The sequence below is a fragment of the Gluconobacter kondonii genome (genome assembly GCF_002723995.1).
Taxonomy (GTDB): domain Bacteria; phylum Pseudomonadota; class Alphaproteobacteria; order Acetobacterales; family Acetobacteraceae; genus Gluconobacter; species Gluconobacter kondonii.
This window is the reverse complement of record NZ_BEWP01000006.1, coordinates 66,507-85,051: the sequence shown is the minus strand read 5'-3', so window position 1 is coordinate 85,051 and position 18,545 is coordinate 66,507. Positions and strand designations below refer to the sequence as shown.

Annotated in this window: 30 protein-coding genes; 20 read left to right on the top strand and 10 right to left on the bottom strand. The window is 56.0% G+C overall.

Annotated elements, in window-relative coordinates; genetic code table 11:
- Positions 1–81: 81 nt before the first annotated feature.
- The 6 genes from GKO01_RS08310 (at position 82) to GKO01_RS08290 (ending at position 4,244) form a co-directional block, all read left to right on the top strand.
- Complete coding sequence (locus GKO01_RS08310; RefSeq protein WP_244901383.1) at positions 82–546, top strand: hypothetical protein; 465 nt, start codon at positions 82–84, stop codon at positions 544–546.
- Positions 547–669: 123 nt separating this feature from the next.
- The gene (locus GKO01_RS08305; protein WP_167383449.1) at positions 670–918 is read left to right on the top strand and encodes a hypothetical protein; all 249 of its coding nucleotides are present in this window, start codon (positions 670–672) and stop codon (positions 916–918) included.
- Complete coding sequence (locus GKO01_RS15955) at positions 915–1,091, top strand: hypothetical protein (RefSeq protein WP_167383448.1); 177 nt, start codon at positions 915–917, stop codon at positions 1,089–1,091. Before GKO01_RS08305 ends, GKO01_RS15955 begins: the two co-directional genes overlap by 4 nt.
- A 190-nt stretch (positions 1,092–1,281) precedes the next feature.
- A complete protein-coding gene (locus tag GKO01_RS08300) occupies positions 1,282–2,409 on the top strand; it encodes a tyrosine-type recombinase/integrase (RefSeq protein WP_099286658.1) in 1,128 nt (375 codons plus the stop codon).
- Between the two features lie 396 nt (positions 2,410–2,805).
- Positions 2,806–3,717: a hypothetical protein gene (locus tag GKO01_RS08295; RefSeq protein WP_099286657.1), complete on the top strand. Its 912-nt coding sequence runs from the start codon at positions 2,806–2,808 to the stop codon at positions 3,715–3,717.
- 8 nt (positions 3,718–3,725) lie between these two features.
- Positions 3,726–4,244 (top strand): hypothetical protein, encoded by a 519-nt coding sequence (locus GKO01_RS08290; RefSeq protein WP_218017429.1) that lies wholly within the window; start codon positions 3,726–3,728, stop codon positions 4,242–4,244.
- A 3-nt stretch (positions 4,245–4,247) separates the two neighbouring features.
- Here the strand turns inward: GKO01_RS08290 and GKO01_RS08285 are convergent, their stop codons facing one another.
- The 9 genes from GKO01_RS08285 to GKO01_RS16525 all read right to left on the bottom strand — a co-directional run bounded on the left by GKO01_RS08285 (position 4,248) and on the right by GKO01_RS16525 (position 8,935).
- Entirely contained in the window at positions 4,248–5,357 is a 1,110-nt protein-coding gene (locus GKO01_RS08285) for a tyrosine-type recombinase/integrase (protein WP_099286656.1), read from the bottom strand.
- Between the two features lie 318 nt (positions 5,358–5,675).
- Entirely contained in the window at positions 5,676–6,230 is a 555-nt protein-coding gene (locus GKO01_RS08280; protein WP_099286655.1) for a hypothetical protein, read from the bottom strand.
- Positions 6,227–6,439: a hypothetical protein gene (locus tag GKO01_RS08275; RefSeq protein ID WP_099286654.1), complete on the bottom strand. Its 213-nt coding sequence runs from the start codon at positions 6,437–6,439 to the stop codon at positions 6,227–6,229. Before GKO01_RS08275 ends, GKO01_RS08280 begins: the two co-directional genes overlap by 4 nt.
- Positions 6,436–7,116, bottom strand: coding sequence for a hypothetical protein (locus GKO01_RS08270; protein ID WP_099286653.1), 681 nt, complete (start codon positions 7,114–7,116; stop codon positions 6,436–6,438). Before GKO01_RS08270 ends, GKO01_RS08275 begins: the two co-directional genes overlap by 4 nt.
- Position 7,117: 1 nt before the next feature.
- On the bottom strand, positions 7,118–7,588 hold the full coding sequence (locus tag GKO01_RS08265; RefSeq protein ID WP_099286652.1) for a helix-turn-helix domain-containing protein: 471 nt from the start codon (positions 7,586–7,588) through the stop codon (positions 7,118–7,120).
- On the bottom strand, positions 7,585–7,818 hold the full coding sequence (locus GKO01_RS08260; RefSeq protein WP_062108528.1) for a hypothetical protein: 234 nt from the start codon (positions 7,816–7,818) through the stop codon (positions 7,585–7,587). Before GKO01_RS08260 ends, GKO01_RS08265 begins: the two co-directional genes overlap by 4 nt.
- Positions 7,818–8,243, bottom strand: coding sequence for a hypothetical protein (locus GKO01_RS08255; RefSeq protein ID WP_099286651.1), 426 nt, complete (start codon positions 8,241–8,243; stop codon positions 7,818–7,820). Before GKO01_RS08255 ends, GKO01_RS08260 begins: the two co-directional genes overlap by 1 nt.
- Entirely contained in the window at positions 8,240–8,530 is a 291-nt protein-coding gene (locus tag GKO01_RS08250; protein ID WP_099286650.1) for a hypothetical protein, read from the bottom strand. The genes GKO01_RS08255 and GKO01_RS08250 overlap by 4 nt, the downstream gene beginning before the upstream one ends.
- Positions 8,531–8,623: 93 nt before the next feature.
- Positions 8,624–8,935 carry a helix-turn-helix domain-containing protein gene (locus tag GKO01_RS16525; protein ID WP_369690479.1) on the bottom strand — a complete coding sequence of 104 codons (312 nt, stop codon included), beginning with the start codon at positions 8,933–8,935 and terminating at the stop codon, positions 8,624–8,626.
- A 59-nt stretch (positions 8,936–8,994) separates the two neighbouring features.
- On the opposite strand from GKO01_RS16525, the gene GKO01_RS16520 reads away from it, so the two are divergent.
- The 3 genes from GKO01_RS16520 (at position 8,995) to GKO01_RS08230 (ending at position 10,372) form a co-directional block, all read left to right on the top strand.
- Positions 8,995–9,255 carry a YdaS family helix-turn-helix protein gene (locus GKO01_RS16520; RefSeq protein ID WP_099286648.1) on the top strand — a complete coding sequence of 87 codons (261 nt, stop codon included), beginning with the start codon at positions 8,995–8,997 and terminating at the stop codon, positions 9,253–9,255.
- A complete protein-coding gene (locus GKO01_RS15780) occupies positions 9,252–9,902 on the top strand; it encodes a hypothetical protein (protein WP_145994745.1) in 651 nt (216 codons plus the stop codon). Before GKO01_RS16520 ends, GKO01_RS15780 begins: the two co-directional genes overlap by 4 nt.
- A gap of 65 nt (positions 9,903–9,967) precedes the next feature.
- The gene (locus GKO01_RS08230) at positions 9,968–10,372 is read left to right on the top strand and encodes a hypothetical protein (protein WP_145994744.1); all 405 of its coding nucleotides are present in this window, start codon (positions 9,968–9,970) and stop codon (positions 10,370–10,372) included.
- Here the strand turns inward: GKO01_RS08230 and GKO01_RS08225 are convergent.
- Complete coding sequence (locus tag GKO01_RS08225) at positions 10,347–10,592, bottom strand: hypothetical protein (RefSeq protein WP_145994743.1); 246 nt, start codon at positions 10,590–10,592, stop codon at positions 10,347–10,349. The two genes, GKO01_RS08230 and GKO01_RS08225, sit on opposite strands and share 26 nt — an antisense overlap.
- Before the next feature lie 209 nt (positions 10,593–10,801).
- Between GKO01_RS08225 and GKO01_RS08220 the strand changes: the two genes are divergently transcribed.
- From GKO01_RS08220 to GKO01_RS08170, 11 genes are all read left to right on the top strand, one after another.
- Positions 10,802–11,131, top strand: coding sequence for a hypothetical protein (locus GKO01_RS08220; RefSeq protein WP_099286644.1), 330 nt, complete (start codon positions 10,802–10,804; stop codon positions 11,129–11,131).
- A complete protein-coding gene (locus tag GKO01_RS08215; RefSeq protein ID WP_062108512.1) occupies positions 11,128–11,319 on the top strand; it encodes a hypothetical protein in 192 nt (63 codons plus the stop codon). Before GKO01_RS08220 ends, GKO01_RS08215 begins: the two co-directional genes overlap by 4 nt.
- A gap of 4 nt (positions 11,320–11,323) precedes the next feature.
- Positions 11,324–11,566: a hypothetical protein gene (locus GKO01_RS08210; RefSeq protein WP_145994742.1), complete on the top strand. Its 243-nt coding sequence runs from the start codon at positions 11,324–11,326 to the stop codon at positions 11,564–11,566.
- Complete coding sequence (locus GKO01_RS08205; RefSeq protein WP_099286642.1) at positions 11,559–11,837, top strand: hypothetical protein; 279 nt, start codon at positions 11,559–11,561, stop codon at positions 11,835–11,837. The genes GKO01_RS08210 and GKO01_RS08205 overlap by 8 nt, the downstream gene beginning before the upstream one ends.
- On the top strand, positions 11,830–12,279 hold the full coding sequence (locus GKO01_RS08200; RefSeq protein WP_099286641.1) for a helix-turn-helix domain-containing protein: 450 nt from the start codon (positions 11,830–11,832) through the stop codon (positions 12,277–12,279). The genes GKO01_RS08205 and GKO01_RS08200 overlap by 8 nt, the downstream gene beginning before the upstream one ends.
- Positions 12,276–13,826, top strand: coding sequence for a DnaB-like helicase C-terminal domain-containing protein (locus GKO01_RS08195; RefSeq protein WP_099286640.1), 1,551 nt, complete (start codon positions 12,276–12,278; stop codon positions 13,824–13,826). Before GKO01_RS08200 ends, GKO01_RS08195 begins: the two co-directional genes overlap by 4 nt.
- Positions 13,826–14,107 carry a hypothetical protein gene (locus tag GKO01_RS08190; RefSeq protein WP_228125654.1) on the top strand — a complete coding sequence of 94 codons (282 nt, stop codon included), beginning with the start codon at positions 13,826–13,828 and terminating at the stop codon, positions 14,105–14,107. Before GKO01_RS08195 ends, GKO01_RS08190 begins: the two co-directional genes overlap by 1 nt.
- Before the next feature lie 51 nt (positions 14,108–14,158).
- Positions 14,159–15,103, top strand: coding sequence for a hypothetical protein (locus tag GKO01_RS08185; RefSeq protein WP_099286639.1), 945 nt, complete (start codon positions 14,159–14,161; stop codon positions 15,101–15,103).
- Positions 15,100–15,573 carry a DUF6362 family protein gene (locus tag GKO01_RS08180; protein ID WP_099286638.1) on the top strand — a complete coding sequence of 158 codons (474 nt, stop codon included), beginning with the start codon at positions 15,100–15,102 and terminating at the stop codon, positions 15,571–15,573. The genes GKO01_RS08185 and GKO01_RS08180 overlap by 4 nt, the downstream gene beginning before the upstream one ends.
- 239 nt (positions 15,574–15,812) lie before the next feature.
- Positions 15,813–16,415, top strand: a complete 603-nt coding sequence (locus GKO01_RS08175; protein WP_099286793.1) for a DNA packaging protein — start codon at positions 15,813–15,815, stop codon at positions 16,413–16,415.
- Complete coding sequence (locus tag GKO01_RS08170) at positions 16,390–18,543, top strand: phage terminase large subunit family protein (protein WP_099286637.1); 2,154 nt, start codon at positions 16,390–16,392, stop codon at positions 18,541–18,543. The genes GKO01_RS08175 and GKO01_RS08170 overlap by 26 nt, the downstream gene beginning before the upstream one ends.
- Positions 18,544–18,545 lie beyond the last annotated feature (2 nt).

The window sequence follows — 18,545 nt, the reverse complement described above, 5'->3', positions numbered from 1 at the left end:
TCTTCTGATGAAATTTTTTATTGACCAATAAGTTTCTTCTGGTGAAACTATCTCCATCGCACCAACGCGATGGAGATCGATATGTCATTGCCCGCAGGTGAGACGCGCCAGTCTCACGCAACCATCAGCCTCAGGGCTGCCGCTTCCGTTCCCTTACTGCGCCCGCTTCACCCTCTGCTGCGGGGTCATACGGATCGCACGTTCACAGAATATCTGTCCGACCGGTCTGTCGCCGTTCAGGGCAAGGCACGTGAGAAACGTGTCTGCCTGATCTATGCGCGGGAACGGGCCAAAGATGCGCCCAACGCAGGCATCGCCAAGGCCTATGCCCAGACCGCGAACGAAGTAGAGAACGAACTGATCGCTCTACTGCACGCAACGCGCCCGGCCGATCCGGTGCCGTTTCCCGAGCCGCCTGTTGTGATCGGCCCGCAGACGCTGGACGAGCTGCTGGAGCATTCCGCCCCGCAAGTCCGCGGTCTTCGCATCGCGAGCTTCCTGCGCTTCTGCACGGATCTTCTTCCGGGAGGGCGCGATGTCCACTGAAGTCATAGACGTGCTCCTCCCGTGCGCGCTGGTTGCCGGGTTGTATGGGGCAGGGATCATCACCGGGCTTGTCATCGCCAAGGCTGACGCGTGGATGCAGGGGCTCGGCCCGAAGGAGGCGCCATGAGAGCGTCATCCCGATCGCCGGACCTCTTTCGCGTCACTCTGCTGGGAATGCGGCCCAGCCCACAGCGGGATCAGGGCTTTGCCGAATACCGGGACGCCGAACGCCGCGCCAAAGAAGACACGCGCCGCACGATCTGCGCTCACGACATCTATCTCGGCAGCCGTCTGGTCGCCACCGTCAGCGCCCCGTCTTTCGCCGGGAAGATCTCGGTGGACCTGACGGACTTCGGGAGCCGTTACGCATGAGCGAGCGCACAGACACAGAACTGCTCGATTGGTTTGATCAGAACTGCGCGCGGGCCCGATCAAGATGGAATGATTCCACCAAAGGTGTGGAGTGGGACGTCCGAGGCGGTAATTGGCGCGCTTCATTCCGCGCCGCCATCGACGCAGCTATGGACGCGGAGGAACGGGCATGAGTGATCGCATAGTTCTCCGAAGCATGGCTTCAGTTCTCGCTGATGACCTACAGGGCGTCATCGGGCGCACGAAACTGTTGCATCACCTCAAACAAGTGCCCGAGTTTAACGGAGCACCGACCCACCGCCGTATCGGCATCAAAATCATGTTTCGTCCTGAAGACATCCGAACCCTTATCGAAAGCCTAGAATGCCCCTGTCAGTCGTCAAGCGGAAAGGCCGCGAATCGCTTTACATCCGCGGAACCGTCCGAGGACAAAGCATATACGAATGCGCTGGCACACCTGACCCGCAGCAGGCAGAGGCTTTCAGAGCAAAACGGGAAGCGGAACTCTGGGAAGAATCAGTCTACGGCAAACGCGCGGTCGTAACTTTTGCATCCGCCGTTTCAGCTTATCTGGAGGCTGAACAGCGGAGCGAGACGACGTTGTTTCATATCGAACGGCTACTGCGGCATTTTGGTACGCGCAAGCTGAATGCCATCAAGCAAGAAGACGTCGACCAGGCATATAAAGCCATTCTCTCGAAGGGAGCGGCAGCAGCTCCGGCCACAAAGCTCCGGGGCGTTTTAACTCCCCTTCGGGCCATTCTAGAATTTGCAGCGCTGAGAGACTGGTGCGACAAGCCAGCCTTCGCAAGCCCGAAGATCCCCCGTACGAAAATGCAGTTCCTGAGACCAAACGAGGCAACGGACCTGGTAAATGAGGCCGCGCCCCATGTACGGCCGCTGCTCGTATTCCTGATCGGCACTGGCGCTCGCATGTCTGAAGCGTTGGAATTGGATTGGCGAGACGTGGATCTGCCAGCCGCACGCGTCGTAGTATGGCAAAAACAGGATACAGAACGTCACATTGATTTGCCGCCCGTTGTCGTGCTGGCTTTAAGTGGACTACCACACAGAGAGGGAAGGGTATTTAGGCCATATCGCGGCCAAGCGATGGGCGACGCGTACCATGACACCGGACGCAATGGTGGCGGTCAGATCAAGAATGCTTGGGCTTACGCCTGCAAGAGATCTGGTCTGCCCGGCCGAGAGAGAATCTGGATACCCAAAGGATCTCTCACAGAGAAACGGACTTTCGTGCCCGACCTCACACCGCATTGCCTGCGCCATACATGGGCGACGTGGCACTACTGCATTCATCGAGATCTATTACGACTAAAGGAAGAGGGGGGCTGGCAGACGATTGGGATCGTGACACGCTATGCCAAGAAGATGCCTGACTATCATCGGGAAGGCGTGATCCGCTGGCTTGCACACACGGACTGGCCTGATATTGTCCTGACGTGCCAAATCGGTGCCCGCAAAGGAAATTAGAACTAAAATATCTGTTTATCAGATACTTACAGAAGGCCTCCTTCGCCTTCACACGGCAGGGGTCACAGGTTCAATCCCTGTCGCGCCCACCATCCTAACTCCTTAAAAATACATATAATTCATCATCAGTGATGATGTTCAGACTTTATCTATATGTCGTTTCAGATTGAATCTGCCTGTTTGAATCGGCGATGAATCTGGAGAAAATCCGGATACCCCTGAAGACTTGTGCGCTCTAAGGCGATTCTTATCGCGTCCAATTCATTTCATATTCCTGAAATGAATTTAGCCATAAACCAAAGAAGTCAGAGAAAAATTTGGTTTGCGATTCATATAGTCTTAGTTTGAAACATGAGTTAGCCTCGGCGAACACTTCGAGGGATTTGGAAATAGACTATGCCCGCATCAATTGGTCTACGCATTTATGCTATAAGCGTTTACGAGGAATCCAGTAACCCAGTAGAAAAAGTAAAATACAAAAAGAACAACGAGCTGGTGAATTTTGTTAGTGAATTCATTCAGGGACAAAATACTCATGTTGCAGACCACAAAACTGAGAGAAGCTGGGTAATTGAAAAACTTAATAATGATCCAAATAGAATATATGGATATATAGATTATGGCACCTTTGGATATGAGAGCACTATAAAAGACCTTAGAACCAAGACTAAAAAATATGCTAGAAAGTCATCAGACGTCGAAGAAATACCTCTTTTCTATGATTTTTGGATGCCTGATGATAGAAACATATTTCTATCTCTACAAACTTTTTCGGGCAAATCGTGCGTGTCATTGACTTGGACTGTATTGCGAGAGTGGTTCGAAAGGACTCATCCCGGATACAAACTATGGTTCCAAAGAGTAATTCCTCAGGATTTTACAGATGGTGTTCTAAAGGACTCTCCTGTCAAAAAAGTTACTTTCATAAAAAGAAACACAAGCACGGATATCGCTGATCTTCTTGTAAACACAATGCCAGAGTCAGTAGACATTGAACTAACCATCTCAGCTAGACGAAAGCAGAAAATAGGCATTCTTGGAGAAGTAGTAGAAAAGTTCAGGCACTCTGAAGGATCTCTAATAACTTGCTCCGGAATAGATTTTAACGAGGCTGATGCAAGCATAAATATTGGTGGAAAAACACGTAAAGTTTCTATTTTTGGAATCAATAAAGATGCTGGCCTGATAGATATTTCAGAAGATGTTGATTTTTCGCCTAATGGCCATCCGACCTTGCAGAGTCTAGTTCAACAATCTGCCGAGATACAAAGGAGCATCTCTCATAGATTTATAGGTAAAAAAGAATGAAAATCTCCATGACAGATATTGTTATAGACCACTTTAATACCTTGCGAGATGAAAATAAAAAAATTAACAATTTTGATGTTTTTATTTTCTTTGTGGTGCCAATAATATTTGGGGTAATTATAAATTTATTACATATTCGCTTTGACAAAGATTTTTATAATACATCAATAACATTCTTTGGGATTTTTATAGCACTGCTATTGAACATACAAGTTGCAATCTTTGGCATATTTACTAGGAAGTGGTCAAAAAATTCAGATGAGAATATCATAGTAGAGTATAAGTTTGAAATCAGAAATAAGCTTATAAACGAAGTGGATTGTAATATATCTTATCTTGTTTTTATATGTATAATATCTCTTGTTTATTTTATTCTGGTGTATTCCATATTAACTCAAACAAAAATGTCTAATAGAATTTTATATTCCGACATATCCGCATTTATTTATTCTCATTTCCTACTTAATTTACTTATGGTAACAAAAAGATCACATGCACTTTTTAGTGAGGAGTATAAGAATGATTAACTGTCACTTATAAGATGATATAAATTCTTTGACTTCAGCAATATAGACAATAGACATCTGCTTCGCATACCGCGTCACCATATTGATCGTGCTCCAGCCTCCTTCGTCTTTCAGACGGAGGAGATCTTTGTGTAGACAGTAATGCCAGGTGGCCCAGGTATGGCGGAGATCGTGAGGAGTGATGTCAGGGACGAAGACGCGGCGCTCTGTGGTTTCGCCTTTGGGGATCCAGACCCGGAATTTTCCTGGCAGCTTAGCTTTGCGACATGCGGCCGCCCAACCTGATTTAATCTGCCCACCGCTAGTGCGGCCGTTGTTATGGTAGCGCTCGCCAATAATCCTCTCCGGATCGGCTCCCTTGAATCGTCTACGGATCTGGACCGGACGGAAAACGTGGCCGTGTCGGTGGGGCAGGGCTTTAAGCGCTTCCATCACTACTGGCACAAGCTCCAGTCTGCGTTCATTCCCCTGCTTTTGCCAGACGACAGCCTGTTTCCCGCGCAGATCAACGTCCTTCCATTCCAGATCCAACGCTTCGGACATCCTGACGCCTGTTCCGACCAAGAACGTCAGCAGCGGCTTCAGGTGAGGGGCGGCGGCGTCAATCAGACGCCTGACCTCGGCCGGCTTCAGATAGGTTGTTCGACCGCGTTGAATGCGGGGCGTGTCGAAAGCCGGTCGATCGCACCATTGGCGAATCGCGGCGAACTCTAGAACAGCGCGCAATGGTGTCAGCACGCCGCGCATTTTTGTGGCGGAGCTGGCGGCAATACCGTCCCGTAGAATCTTGCGATAGGCATCGTCCAGCTGAGGCTGTGCAATCTCGATCAGTCGCGTGGTGCCGAAATAGTTCAGAAGGCGGCGGAGGTGGAACTTGGTCGTCTCTGATCGTTCCTCTGCCTCCAGATAGGCCGCTACGGCATGGGCGAATGTGACGGTTGCCTTCTTGCCATAGATGCTCTCGGTCCAGAGTTCGGCCTCGCGCTTGGCACGGAATTCTTCCGCCCGCGTGGGGTCAGAAGTTCCAGTGCTTTCGCATACGCTCGTGCCCCGGATGGTGCCGCGGATATAGAGGTTGTTCGTGTTGTGGCGTTTGACGATTTTAAGGGACATTCGAGGCTCGACAGCAGACGGGTAATATCTTCGGGATAAAAAACGATCCGGTTGGACCAGCGACGGTGCGTGGGGCCATCGCCGAACTCAGGGACTTGAGAAAGGTGCTGCATCAGTTTTCCCCGACCGATACGACCCTTCAGGTGATCCAGAAGATCGTTGACGGTGTAGACTTTAGGAATTTCATCAATCTTCATCAGTCACGAACTCACCAGTTATCCATATGAATGTCGCTGCCCTGATATTCGTCTTCAGCCCACCGCTTAGGCAGCGCGAGCTTCGCGCTAAAGACGCGCCAGATTTGCTTCAGGAAGCTCTTCATGACAGATCCTCCGTGAATGAGCTGAAGGACGTGGGGTGCCATTCGGCTTTCGCCTCCACGATCATGGCGCGGAGATCTCCAAGCTTCGCGCGCCTGACATGCTTCTCTGGGCCAGAATCTGCGGGGATGAGTTCCAGAAGTGTGTGCCTGGGAACGTGTGTCAGGACGTCCTCAGTCGCCATGTTCGGCAGATAGGTGTCGGCGTTGACGATCGCACCGATCAGTTCGCCGACCTGACAGGATTCATCCGGTCGGCCAGCGCTTGTGCGCTTGTACGGAGGAATGATCTGCGTGAGACGCTGGATCGTCTCTATCGCTATGTCCTCGACGTCGACCTGCTCCATGCGACGAAATCCGCCGTCACCATCCTGGCCCGTGATGCGGTCCAGTATGACCTTGTAGTCATATTTTCCGCCAATCAGCAGGACCACCAGAGAGATCATGATCTCTTCAGTCGTCCGAGGCCCCTCCAGCAATGCTGTATCAAGGGCGTGCTTCATTTTCCGGGCCAGAACGTCCTGACCGGCCTTTGTGATCAGGATCTTGCTCATGATGCCTGTGCTTTCAGCGCGGGAGTGGAGCGCTTCAATTGTGCCAGAGTGTTTTTGCGTGAACGGCAATCACTTGGGGTGGACGGGGCGAATACAATTGCACCGCACGCATGACGCCAGCGGATGTGGCCGCCATTGGTCTTTGATGGCTTCCAGCCCATGCAGGCCGCTTGGGCGCGCAGGCTTCGGAAATCAGAAGACGTCCTCATGCTGCATCCTCCACGACCGGGTCTTTGGCTGCCTCTCCGTTCTGTGGCTCCAGCATCGTCCAGTCAGGGAAAACGATCTCCATGCCTTGCTCGCATGAGACGGGGACGATCAGGCCGCCGACTCCTGGCGTGGCGGGCAGAACGGCAACAATCGGTTGTCCCGGACCTGGGGAGGCCAGACGGAGTGTGCAGGCAACGTCACCTTGATAATTATCGACGGCGCGGCAGAGCCAGCGTATCGGCTTGTGCCAGACATCGATCGGCATTGGTGAGACAGGAACAGGACTACGAGGCAGAAGGGCCCGCCATTCGGGAAACTGATCTTCAGCATCCAGCAATTCAACGAACCCGCGTTCGATCACGGTGCCGTTCATGCGCTCGATTGCCCAGACCGCCTCTCCATCCGGACCGATAGTGATTGAGACCATGGGACCCATCTTGCGCGCGCAGACGAACAGGCGCCCGCTCTTGCGAAAATTCAGGGTGAATGGCTCGAACGGATCCGTCTGGAAGGAAGACCGCGCAAACAGCAGCATGAGGCCATCAGTGGCAATACAGACGGCATGACCGGCATGATGCTCAATCCGCACTCCACGCAGATGGTAGCGATTGCTGTCGGGGTTAACGGCAAATGAAGCAAACGCCAGTGCGCGAGCCTCAATGAGAATTCGAGACATGTCAGGGTTTCCTGAATTTTGAGACCGGGAGAAGGCTGGCGTCCTCGAATTTCCGGCGACGCGTCGAGACCGTGGCGGTCGTCACGTTCAGCATTCGGGAGACTTCGGCGGTACCGCGCCCTTCTTTAAGGAGGCGGAGCATTTCCTGGTGAAGAGGGCTCATCTTTGAAGGGTCGGAACTGTGGCTGGGCACCGGCCGTCCGCCTTTTGGGCGTCCAGTAGGGGGCGGATCGCCTTTTCGCCGTGGCTTGGCGGGCGGCAGTTCAGTGATGCCTTCTGGCGGGCTCGTTTCGACGACGGCGGGTTCGGTAACCTCGGCCGGATACACCGTCGCGGCAGCAATCCCGCACTCGAACAGATTATCCCACACCTCGTGGACGGCTGTTTCTGGGATTTCAAAGAAAGCCGCTACAGCAACAGGCTCCTTCCTGCGACGAAGCGCCTGAAGGATGTCGACGATCGTGACGGTCATAGCGCCAGCTCCTGGGCATCGCCCCAGTCGAGCGTGACGCGACCGCCCTCGATGGGGCGCGCAATGGCGACGATCTTGCATCCCTTGCGGACAGGGACGGAGACGCGCTTCTGCCGACACCATGCGGAAGCAGCCATATGGGCATGCCAGAGGGTGCTGTAGCGGGCAGCAATCTGTCCTCGACCATCACAGATCGAGAATGGCTTGTTGCTGCGACGTTTGCCGGCCATCACAAGCCCTCCCGCGGTGCAGCGTAGGCGAGCACTCTCAGATTGCGGACAGCCTTGTCGCACCACGTCCGCAGGCGCGCTCTTTCGTGAGAGGACTGACGTGCCACAGGAGGCGTGCTCTGAACGGCATGGGCGGGGACGGGCGGAATGCCCGGGACAGGATCCGGAAGCCGGTTCGCATAAAGGAGCAGTATGAGCTGCTCTTCCAGACTGTCGGCTGACTCGCTCCACGTTTTCGCCATGACAGTGAACCGTTCAGTTCGCGGCTCAATGGAGCCGTAGTCATTGGCCAACATATGGCACCAGTCCATGCGCGTCCGAAGGTCGCGGGCCTGCTCACGGATGTCCGGATGATATCCGCGCAGGAAGTCGTCGAAGCTTTCCTGCGTGTGTCCACCAACGGCGGGATGAGGCTTGCGGATCATGCCGCACCTCGATCATGCGCGATCTGGCGTGACGGGGCGCGGCAGCGCCATCTGTCGGCGAGATCGCGGAACAGGACGGCGAGGGGATTGCCAGCAGGGGCGGTGCCATAGAACTGGGCGAGTTTGTCGTAGCTGTCTGCCTGGGCGAGGAACGCCTCGGTCGGAAGCGCGGCTATACGGGCAAGACTGCGACTGCGGTGATAGCTACGGAATATCTTTGGGAAAAAGCACTGGACCGTGTCCAGGGCGGACCGCAAGTGATGTCCGCGGGTCGACTGAAACGACATGAAACCTCTCCATCGCGGGTGGCGATGGGAGGAATGTGCATTTCGTGCACATTGTCTGTCAACCTAAATTGTGCGCACCATGCACATATAAATTTATGAACTGAGCTTCTTGCCGATTTCGAGCCAGTGCCTAAGCGTCTCAGGGCTCATGTTCCGGACTATTTCATATGTTTCATGCAGGACTCGGACGGAGGCTGCGTCAGGTGGCGCGACAAGAAGTTCAGCTGGAGAAACCTCGAAAATCCGGGCCAAATGCTCGAATTGGTCGGACGTAAGTGGCACTTCTCCACGCTCCCATCGGCCTACAGTTGTATGCGCGACATCCATTTTGTTCCCTAATTGTTCTTGTGACAACCCTACTTGTTTGCGCCATGCGCGTAGGTGGGACTGAAGGGAGAGGTTCATCTTAGGCATATCGCAGTCTCACGCCCCTTTCAGGGAGATGCCACGCCGCCTCACGCACAATGTGCTTGACATGCACAGTGCATGGGGTGCACATAAATTACATGAAGCTCGAAGCATGGATGACGGCCAACAGAGAAAACCAAATGTCGCTCGCGCGGCGTTTGGGTGTGTCGCATACGACTGTTTCACGGTGGATTTCGCGGCAAACCATTCCCTCGCCACGAATGCTGGGAGCAATACACAGAGCCACCGACGGGCAAGTTACGGCGAGTGATCTCATTCACGAGATTTCTATTGAAGAGCCGGGGCAAGCCGCATGATTTACTCATCGCTGCCGGTCCCACAGGTACAATCCCAAATTATCAATGATCTCGCCCGTAATGGGATCATACGCATTCATAATGCGACGATAGCGAAATGTTCGCATTTCCTTTCGAAGCTCACAGTAGGCCTCAATCGCGGTCGGGACAGTGATACCCTTGCGGTCGACGAAATAATGCATCTCGTAGGGAACAATCGTTCGCGACGTAACAATTCCGCGCCCGCTACCCCAAGCGCTGAACTGGATCGTAACGCGGACATGTTCAATGCGGATCGAATCTGTGTGGGCAGCGTCTTCCCGGCGACGCGTGTTGGGTGGTTCGATCTGCGTTCCGGGGGCATTCTTCCCTCTGAATCGCTGTTTCTGGGCTGTAGGCAACCGGTCGCCAAGCGGCGTGAATACCATAACCGCCGAGGTAATAATCCACGTGATCCACAGAACAACTATCGTTCCGATAGTGTATTCGGTGACTTTGATAAAATTTATGCCAGTGAAGTAGGCGATAAGACCCGCAAGGGCGATCACGCCAACAATAAACTGCATATCAACTTCTCTTTAATGATGGGGCCAATCGGGAAAAGCATCATGGCGTTTTTCCGCCCTGATGTTTTCGGCCCCGAACAGAACCGGGAGCAGGCAGCGTGATGCGTTCGATCATACAGAAAATCCGGCAGCGACTTTCACGGCGGAATGATCGAGATGAGAATCTCATGAATCTGCAATTCGATTTCTCCAATCTTTTTAAGGGCGAAGAGGAATCCCGCGACAGCACGCCAGAGACCGGCTCCGAATACTGGCTCGAAGCAATGACTCAGCGCCGTGAGGAAATGAAGCGGTTCATGGCGCTTGGTGTAGTCGGGGCGGCTGATGAACGGGCAGAACTTCTTCGCGCGCTGAATCATGCACGTCGTGCGATCGATGCCTGTGCGCCGTATGCCGAGACCGTTGAGGCGATGAGTGCTCCTGAGTTTCGGGACCAGATCAATCGCCTCATGGTGAGCTTTGCCGAGGTTGCACGAAAGCGTCCGGACTCTCACGAAAGCGTTTGGGACGTCGCTGGACGCCACCAGCCATATTTGCGCGCAGTCTCTAACGAAGGCCGCGAAGGCGCATGATTGCGGTATCGACGTCTTGCCCCAGACGCTCCAGTGCATTTGCGAGCATTTGTCGGTTGGGTTCCCCAATGCCGCTGCCAAGAACGGGAATGGCGAGGGTGAGTTCATGGCCGACGTATGCCGGGTCCGAAGGCGGCAGATACACTTTTACCTTCAGGTTTCCTCCTTCTTTCAGTTTCATGCTCATGATGACGGGAAGTGCCGACTGGGTTTCTGACATCAGAATCTCCATGGGTTTGGTTGGTCCCTTCCATGGTGATCCGAAATGGCCGGGGTGTCGAATCCCCGGCCATTACTGGAAAATTCGCAATCCTGAACCGGGCTTCACAATATCCCACGTAAAGGCTGCTCTTCGTCATTTGGTCTCCTTCTTCCCGTCAACTGTTCCGGCACTCAACACCCAGAACAATGACAGGAAGGACGCCCAAGATGTTGGGTATTTCACCCAAGCGCGCGGGTATTTCACCCAAGGCCCGGTTCAGTGCCATGTCTGATGCGCTGACCGAACGCTTCCAGGACATGGTGAATGAGGAGGTCCGCGATCGGCGCGGCCTCGGGCTGAAGGGCGCATTCCGTGAGGTTGCGCGCCTGTTCGGCCTGACGGAGCGCCGCGTTCGCGCCTGCTGGCACCATGAGATCCGTTCGGTCACGGCTGGCGAATGGGAAGCCGTTCGCGAGGCCCGCATTCAGACACTTCAGGCGCGGCAGCTCCGGCTCCAGCAGCAGCTGGACAGCCTCAATGACAGGGGCGCCGCATGACAGTTCTCGTTTTTCTGTTCGGTCCCATTGCTGAAAACTGGCTGATTTATGCGCGCTTCAGGGCGCGCGGCGTCGTCATTTTCATTGTGCAGTGGTGGATCGGACGGGAGATCCAATCAATCCAGCGTCGAGACAGGCGCATCCGCAAAGTGATGCGTCTCCTCGAAGGCTGGATCCAGACCCTCTGAGGAAATGATGGCCCGACCCTCCCATGATTACACTCGTCTCGAACCTATGGTGCGTCGCCTTCACGCGGACGGCCATGGTGTGCAGCGCATCGCGCGCCAGGCGGGGATCTCCGTTGGCAGCGCTCATGGCCTGATTGGCCGTCTGGGGCTGACGCGACAGGTCGTCGCGACCACGACGCGGCGGCGCCCAGTTCGTCGACCGATGCCGGTTGGAATGGGTCTCGTGCTGGGAGGCGTCAATGCTTGATCGCGTAGGCATGACCGAGGCTGTGGCAGAAAGCTTGGTTCAGGGCGAGTGCGCGCTGCCTGTTGAGGGTTCGCGCCATGAGAAATGGCCGGTCGGAGGGAAGGGAGCTTACGTTCGGTTCCCCGAACCTCTCGATGCCAAAGCGATCCGCGAGAGTGCGCGCATCAGGCCCGATCTGCACAATCAGGTGCGGCGCTTCTCGTCCGGCATGACGCTCGTCGAGGGTGGGCGCATGAAGATGCCGGCGCAGTGGGGTTCAGGGCGTGGCTGACATTCTGGATTTCATTGGATTTTGTGCGGAACTGGAAACAGACGTCAGCGCGGCTGGAAATCAGGTTCGATATGCCGAGCAGATCGGCATGTCGCATACGACGGTTTCGCAGATCCTGAACGGCAGACGGCTCCCGTCGGCTGCTTTCTTGGATGCAGCTGGTTTTGATTGCTTTCCACGCTATCGCGCGGTCGGCGGCGGGAAAGATGCTTCGCTGATCAATAACTTCCAGTTTTTTACAAAAGTGGAAACACGCATTCGCACTGTGGGCTCGTTGCGCGGCTTTTGTCGGGTGAACGGCCTCAACGCTTCGAGCGTCTCCAAATTCCTCAATGATGAAGCCAAGGCGACGGACGATCTGCTCCGCGTCATGGGCTATGTGCGGCTGACCTGCTACCGGCGTCGCTCCACGAAACCGGCCGGGGAGGCCGTCGCGGCATGAGTATTCATAAACCCGTTGATCCCGGCCTGTTCGGTGGCGCTTTGCGGTCGGTGCCGCAGAACCTTGGGTGTGAGCATGGTTTGCTGGGTTCGGTTCTGGTCGACTCAAAGAAGACACTGGAAGCCGTGGAAGAGATCCTGCGGCCTGAACATTTCTCGGATCCGGTGAACGCCCAGATCTATGAGAAGGCTCTCCTCATGTACAATGAGGCGCGCAAGGTCGATATCCTGACGATCATCAGGCATTTCGAGCATCCGGACGAACTGGTCTGGGGCAAACTGAACCCCCGAGAATATCTCGCCAAGCTGATGAATGCCTATGTCAGCCCGCTGGTCGCGCTGGATTATGCCCGTGAGATCCGCGACGCTGCAATGCGTCGTGAGTTAATGACGCTGTGTCAGCAGACATCAGATCTGTGCAGTCGGCCGGAAGATCAGCGTGCGGAAGATATTGTCGAAGGGCACGAATCAGCTCTGCTGCACATTGCCATGGGCATGTCTGACAGTCAGCCGAACGTCACGTTCCACGAGGCTCTGTGCAATGCCCTGATCTCGGCCCGTGAAGCCGTCGAACGCGGTTCCGCGCTGGCCGGTCTGTCCTGGGGTTATCGGTCGCTCGATCGGCTGACGAACGGTCTGGTCGGCGGGAATATGTATGTGATCGGGGCACGGCCAGCGATGGGCAAGACATCTCTTGGCCTCGGGATCGCGTTGCGCATCGCATCGGGTGGCAAGAGGACGTTGTTCTGGTCCGGTGAAATGACGGCCGAACAGGTCGGTGCTCGTGGTGGGGCCGCAAGGGCTGGCCTGAATCTGCGCTCTGTTTTTTCGGGCCGTCGCTGGGATGTACCCGAGGACGCAGAAACCGGTCAGCAGCCGGAACTCGAAGCGTGGCAATGGAATGCTCTTCAAGGAGCCTGTGACGAAGCCCAGAAGCTTCCGCTCGAGATCGACTCCCGTGGAGGTCTAACCGTCGGACAACTTCGCTCGCGTGCGCGCCGCATGAAGAGATCCAAACGCGGACTGGACGCGATTGTGCTGGATTATGTGCAACTGATGAAGGGCTCGTCGCGTGTCCAAGGGCGCATGCGCCATGAGGAGCTATCGGAAGTCAGTAGAGAATTAAAATCGCTCGCCATGGAATTAGGGGTACCCCTTGTCGTTTTGGCTCAGCTCAACCGTGAATCGGAAAAGCGGGAGAACAAGCGGCCAATGATGTCGGATTTAGGAGATACAGGCTCTCTTGAGAAGGATGCGGATGCGGTAGCCCTGATCCATCGCGAACATTACTACATTCAGAAAGAGGCGTCCTCGGGCGGTCTGGTCAAACGGGACAAGGAAACCCACGACGCATTCAATGTGCGCTGTCAGGAGTTTCAGGAGCGTCTTGATGCCGCGCGCGGTAAGGGCGACGTGTTCGTCGTGAAAAACCGGCACGGACCTGAAGGTCGCTGCCGGATGCTGTTCGACAATGAAACGACATGGTTCCGCGATGCGGGCGAGGACATGCGCAGCCCGGCATGGGGTGCAGGTCTGGAGTTCGCCTGATGTCGCGCCGCGAGCGTCCGGGAAAGCACGCGCGGGCCGTCATGTCCGATCGACGCTGGCAGCCCCTGTCGCTCGCGGCGCGGGCAATCTGGCTGGGGCTGACGGATGTCGGCGACGTCGTGCCGAGCATCCGCGCGCCTGGCCGCACCGGTGCCACGTCAGACGACATCGCCCGCTATCTGGCGGCGGATGCCGGTGCGGTTCGCGATGCTCTGCCCTCACTCGTCCAGTGTGGCGTGCTTGAGCCCGTCGGATCCGGATACCGGCTCGCATCCTATTAGGTTTTCTAGGTTTTCAATCCCGCCACGCTGGCGGGTGCAGGAGTTTCTGACGTGAAGGTCAGTGCAACACATCGCGACCAGCTGTCCCGGATCGCCCTGATGCAGGTCGAAAATCTGGCGCTCAATGCCCTAGAGGCCGTTCAGGTGCTGTCCTGGGTACGTCTGGTCACATATCTGATCCTCAACACGGCAGACGGCGTGCTGGACGTGTCGTTTCCGGGCGCGCTGGCGGCGTTGGCGCGGACAAAGGTTTTCTGTGACGCAAACCTGATCGAAACCTACCTCGAAACCTACGCCAAAACCCAGCTGATAACCTGGAACCGCGATGCGCAGACCATTGGCCTCCCGGCTGGCCTCGGGATGACAGCACGGCAGATTGCGTCCCGTGCGAATGGCGCAAAGGGCGGAAGACCGCGAAAAACACCGAAAACAGGCGTCGTGGCGGATCAGCGCCAGGGCAACATTGTTCTACCCATTTCCGGAGGCAAAGACGTGGCACGCGAAAACCCAGCGAAAACCCACCTCACGGGTGCGCGCGATAAGCTTAGCTTAGCTTCTAAATCTTCTTCCGAAGATAAGCTTAGGCTGGACGCGATGTTCAAACGCATTGGACCTAAGGCGTTTACGGCGGCTGGCTTCGATGACGCGAAGGATATGCCGAACTACGGCATCACTCGGACCTGGTGCGCTGCGGCGGTCGCGAAAGGCCTGACGGACGATCAGACTGAACTGCTGGTGACATCCGTCGTGACAGCAGTGGCAGAGAGGCAGCGGGAACGCGGCGCTCCGGTTTCGCATCTGGGCTACTTCACGAAGGCGGTCGAGCAGGCGATTGCTCAAGGCGATATCCCTGAAGCGCCGAAAACTGCAGAACAGCGCAAGGCAGAGCGTGCATGGGAGCAGGCCATGCAGGACTATTCCAGCGCCATCGCAAGCGGTGAAATCGGCCTGCGTCGTCCGGAACTGGCTGACTTCCTTGTCCAGGTTGCGGCATGAAGGGCGTCAAGCGGATCGATCTTGGGCGCGACGTGCCAGAACAGGTGGCGGACTGGCTGACTGATGCAGCCTTCACGCTAGCGGCCATGCCGGCGAACGGATGCTGGCCTGGCGGAATGCGATCCTACTGGCCTGACATTGTCGCCGACCGTGATGATCTCGACTGGCCAATGGAGAGCGACATTCGACCACCCACGCCGACGTCAGATGAAGTGAGCCGCATGGATCTTGCGCTGTCATGGGTGCCGATGCTGACTGATCGCGGGCAAAAGGCCGTGGTCAACATGCGATTGATCGTTCATCCGATTTCAGGTCAGCACAGGTGGACGTGGCGCAAAATCGGCGGGAAACTGGGGATCAACCATGAGACTGCCAAAGACTGGCATGCAGAGGCATGCGCGGCGGTAGGAAAAAAAATCAGCCGTAGTGAATTTTTCTCTCGCCACATCCGCCATTTTGAACATATGTAGTTGGCATGATGAGGGGACGTATGCTCGCAAGGGCTGCGTCCCCTTTCTCGTTGGGTCGCTCTGATGCGCGACCGGGCGGTCGGGGCGGGGTCGTGTGGCCAGAAAGCCACAGAATTCGTGGGTCCCTCCTGGAGGGGTAGCCGTCCGGGGGTAATTCGCACCCCGGTAAGAGGCACTTTTCGAGCAAATCTGAAAATGGGTTGGTGTTGTTGTTGTTGTCGTCTCATGAGGAACCGGCAATGGAGGCGCATGAGGCAGTCACGCTGAACAAAGCCCAGATGGCCAAGCGACTGAAGGTCTCGCTGCCGACCCTCACCAATTGGATCGACCGGTGGCCAGACTTCCCTGCCGATCATCGAGGCACCAACGGCAAGAGCTGGAGCTTCAATCCTCACGCCGTCTTCGACTTTCTTGCCGCGAGGCGGGAAGAGGAAGAAAAGGCGACCATCGGCCGCGACGAAAAACTCATGGAACTGCAGTTGCAGTTCGATGATCTCTTCGCGGAAGAGGAACAGCCTGCACGGTCTGGCTTCGTCTCCACCAAAGAGCAGATCGATATCTGGCGCCTTCGCGATTTAAAGCGGAAAGAGGCCGAGCGATGCGGCAAGCTGGTCATCGCAGATCAGATGCAGGACATGATGGCCACGGCCTTCGCAATGCTGGCTCGGGACACCGGAGCGTTTCTGCGTCAGCTGGCCCGGGATCAGAGTTGGCCTGACGCAGTCCTGCGACAGGCTGAGAGCCGCCTAAAGGACGTACAGCTAAAGTCAGTCAACAGCGTTCTGACCATGCTCAAACAGGATACAGACACCGAACATGAGCGACAGCTTCATCTCACCTGAGGAAGTCCTGTTCGCTGATCCACGCTCCATCATCGCCCAGGCGATCGAATCATACCGTCCTGCCGAAGAGATCAATGTTGCCGACTATGCTGCGAAGCATCGGATTCTGGACAACAGGGGCGGCGGCTTCGTGGGTCGTTGGAGCCATGATGAGGCCCCCTACCTCGTAGGGCCCATGGAAGCCCTGACAGAGCAGCAATACCTCACGACGGCCGTGGTCGGACCTGCGCGGTCGGGCAAGACGACGATTGGGCAGAACTGGCTTCTTCAATCAGTGGACGTCGACCCTGCAGACTTCTTGGTCTATGCCCAGACCGACGACGTCATCGAAAGTTACGTCAAGCGCGAAATCGCGCCCATGATCGATGCCCATCTTTCTATGAAGGAAAAGCTGGGTACGCGTCCGGTCGACAATTCACTCAAGTTCAAGCGCTTCCGGTCCATGTGGATCGAGTTTCTGGCGGCCGCCTACAACAACCTGATCAATAAGTCCGCACCGCGGATCATCATGACCGAAATCGATGCCTATCCGGCCAATCTTGGTGATGCTTACGCTCTGGCGTCCATCAGGCGTGAGACCTTCGGACAAGAGAGCATGGTGCTTGCCGAGAGTCATCCTGACGCTGCTCTCGGCAGCGACCCGTCCAGGTGGACAAACGGGATCATGAAGCTCTATCGGGACAGCGATCGCCGCATCTGGTGGTGGCCATGCCCGCATTGCAACGGCTTCTCCAGTCCGAACCCGACGTCATCTGTGCCGATGACACTGCACTGGAATGCAGACGCGCCGCTCGATGAGATCCGCGACAACGCGGCGCTCCTGTGCCCGCATTGTGGAACACTGATCGAAGACAAGTGGCGTCGCGCCATGAACCGGGACGGGGTCTGGGTCGGCAGAGGTCAGGACATCAGTCATGATGGTGAGGTGTCTGGCGAACTGGTGGCGAGCACCACGGCCGGTTTCTGGATCACAGGCCTTATGTCGCCTTTCATTATCGGCGGCATGGGATCGCTCGCCTATGACATGGTCAAAGCGCAGCGTGACTTCGAGACAACAGGTGATGACAAGGATCTCCGGGCCGTCACGGTCAAGCGCTGGGGACTTCCATACCAGCCGCCTAGGGCGGCTGGATCATTGGACTCACAGGCAATTGCCAACCGGGCAGAACCGGGGCTTCGTCTCGGCTTTATCCCTGAGGGTGTCCGGTTCCTGACGGCTGCCGTGGACGTTCAGGCTAATCGCTTCGAGTACATGGTGCGTGGTTGGGGGGTCGACGGAGAAAGCTGGATCATCGATTACCAGAAGGTCGCTGCAGATCCTGCGACGAGCCAGAAGGACTGGGACGATCTACTGACCTCTCTCGAGGAGGCAAGATATCCCCTTGCTGATGGCTCAAGCCGCGCCATGAAGATCCTCGCGGTCGGATATGACAGCGGCGGTCAGGACGGCGTGACCCTACAGGCCTATGGCGCATGGAGGAGGGCACGCAGGCGGCGGAGCGCAAAACGGATGGGGCGGTTTGACGGGCGGGATGGCTGGACCATCCTCCCGCTCAAGGGTGCGAGTACAATCAACGCTCCGGCGCTGGTGGTCACCTATCCGGACACTCAGAGAAAAGATCGTTCGGCAGCGGCACGAGGCGAGATCCCGGTTGGGTTCTTCAACCCGAACCGCTTCAAGGATGATGCTTCGACCCAGTTACAGGTCGCTGACATCGGGGCCTGGCGCGTTCATTTTCCGGCAGGCTTGCTGGCGAATGAACCTCCGCATCCCTTTTTCGAGCAGCTAGTGGCGGAACAGAGGCGTCCAGACGGACGGTGGGCGAAAGTCACACCATCGGCCCGGAATGAGGCGCTGGATCTGATGGTTATGACGAACGTCCTGGCTTTCCTGTTCGGAATTGCCCGGATGCCATGGAACTCTCCGCCTGTCTGGGCAGCTCCGTGGGACGAGAACAGTAATGTGGTCTCATCGACAGAAATCCTCGTGGAAAACCTGTCGAAAATTACGCAGGTCGTAAGCGGCTGGAGCAACGAGAAAAGGGCGGAAGCACCGAAACCCGTCGAGACAGCTCGCCAGTCTCGACAGGAGCGGTTGCGCCGCCTGGTTAAGCGTCTACCGGGATAGGA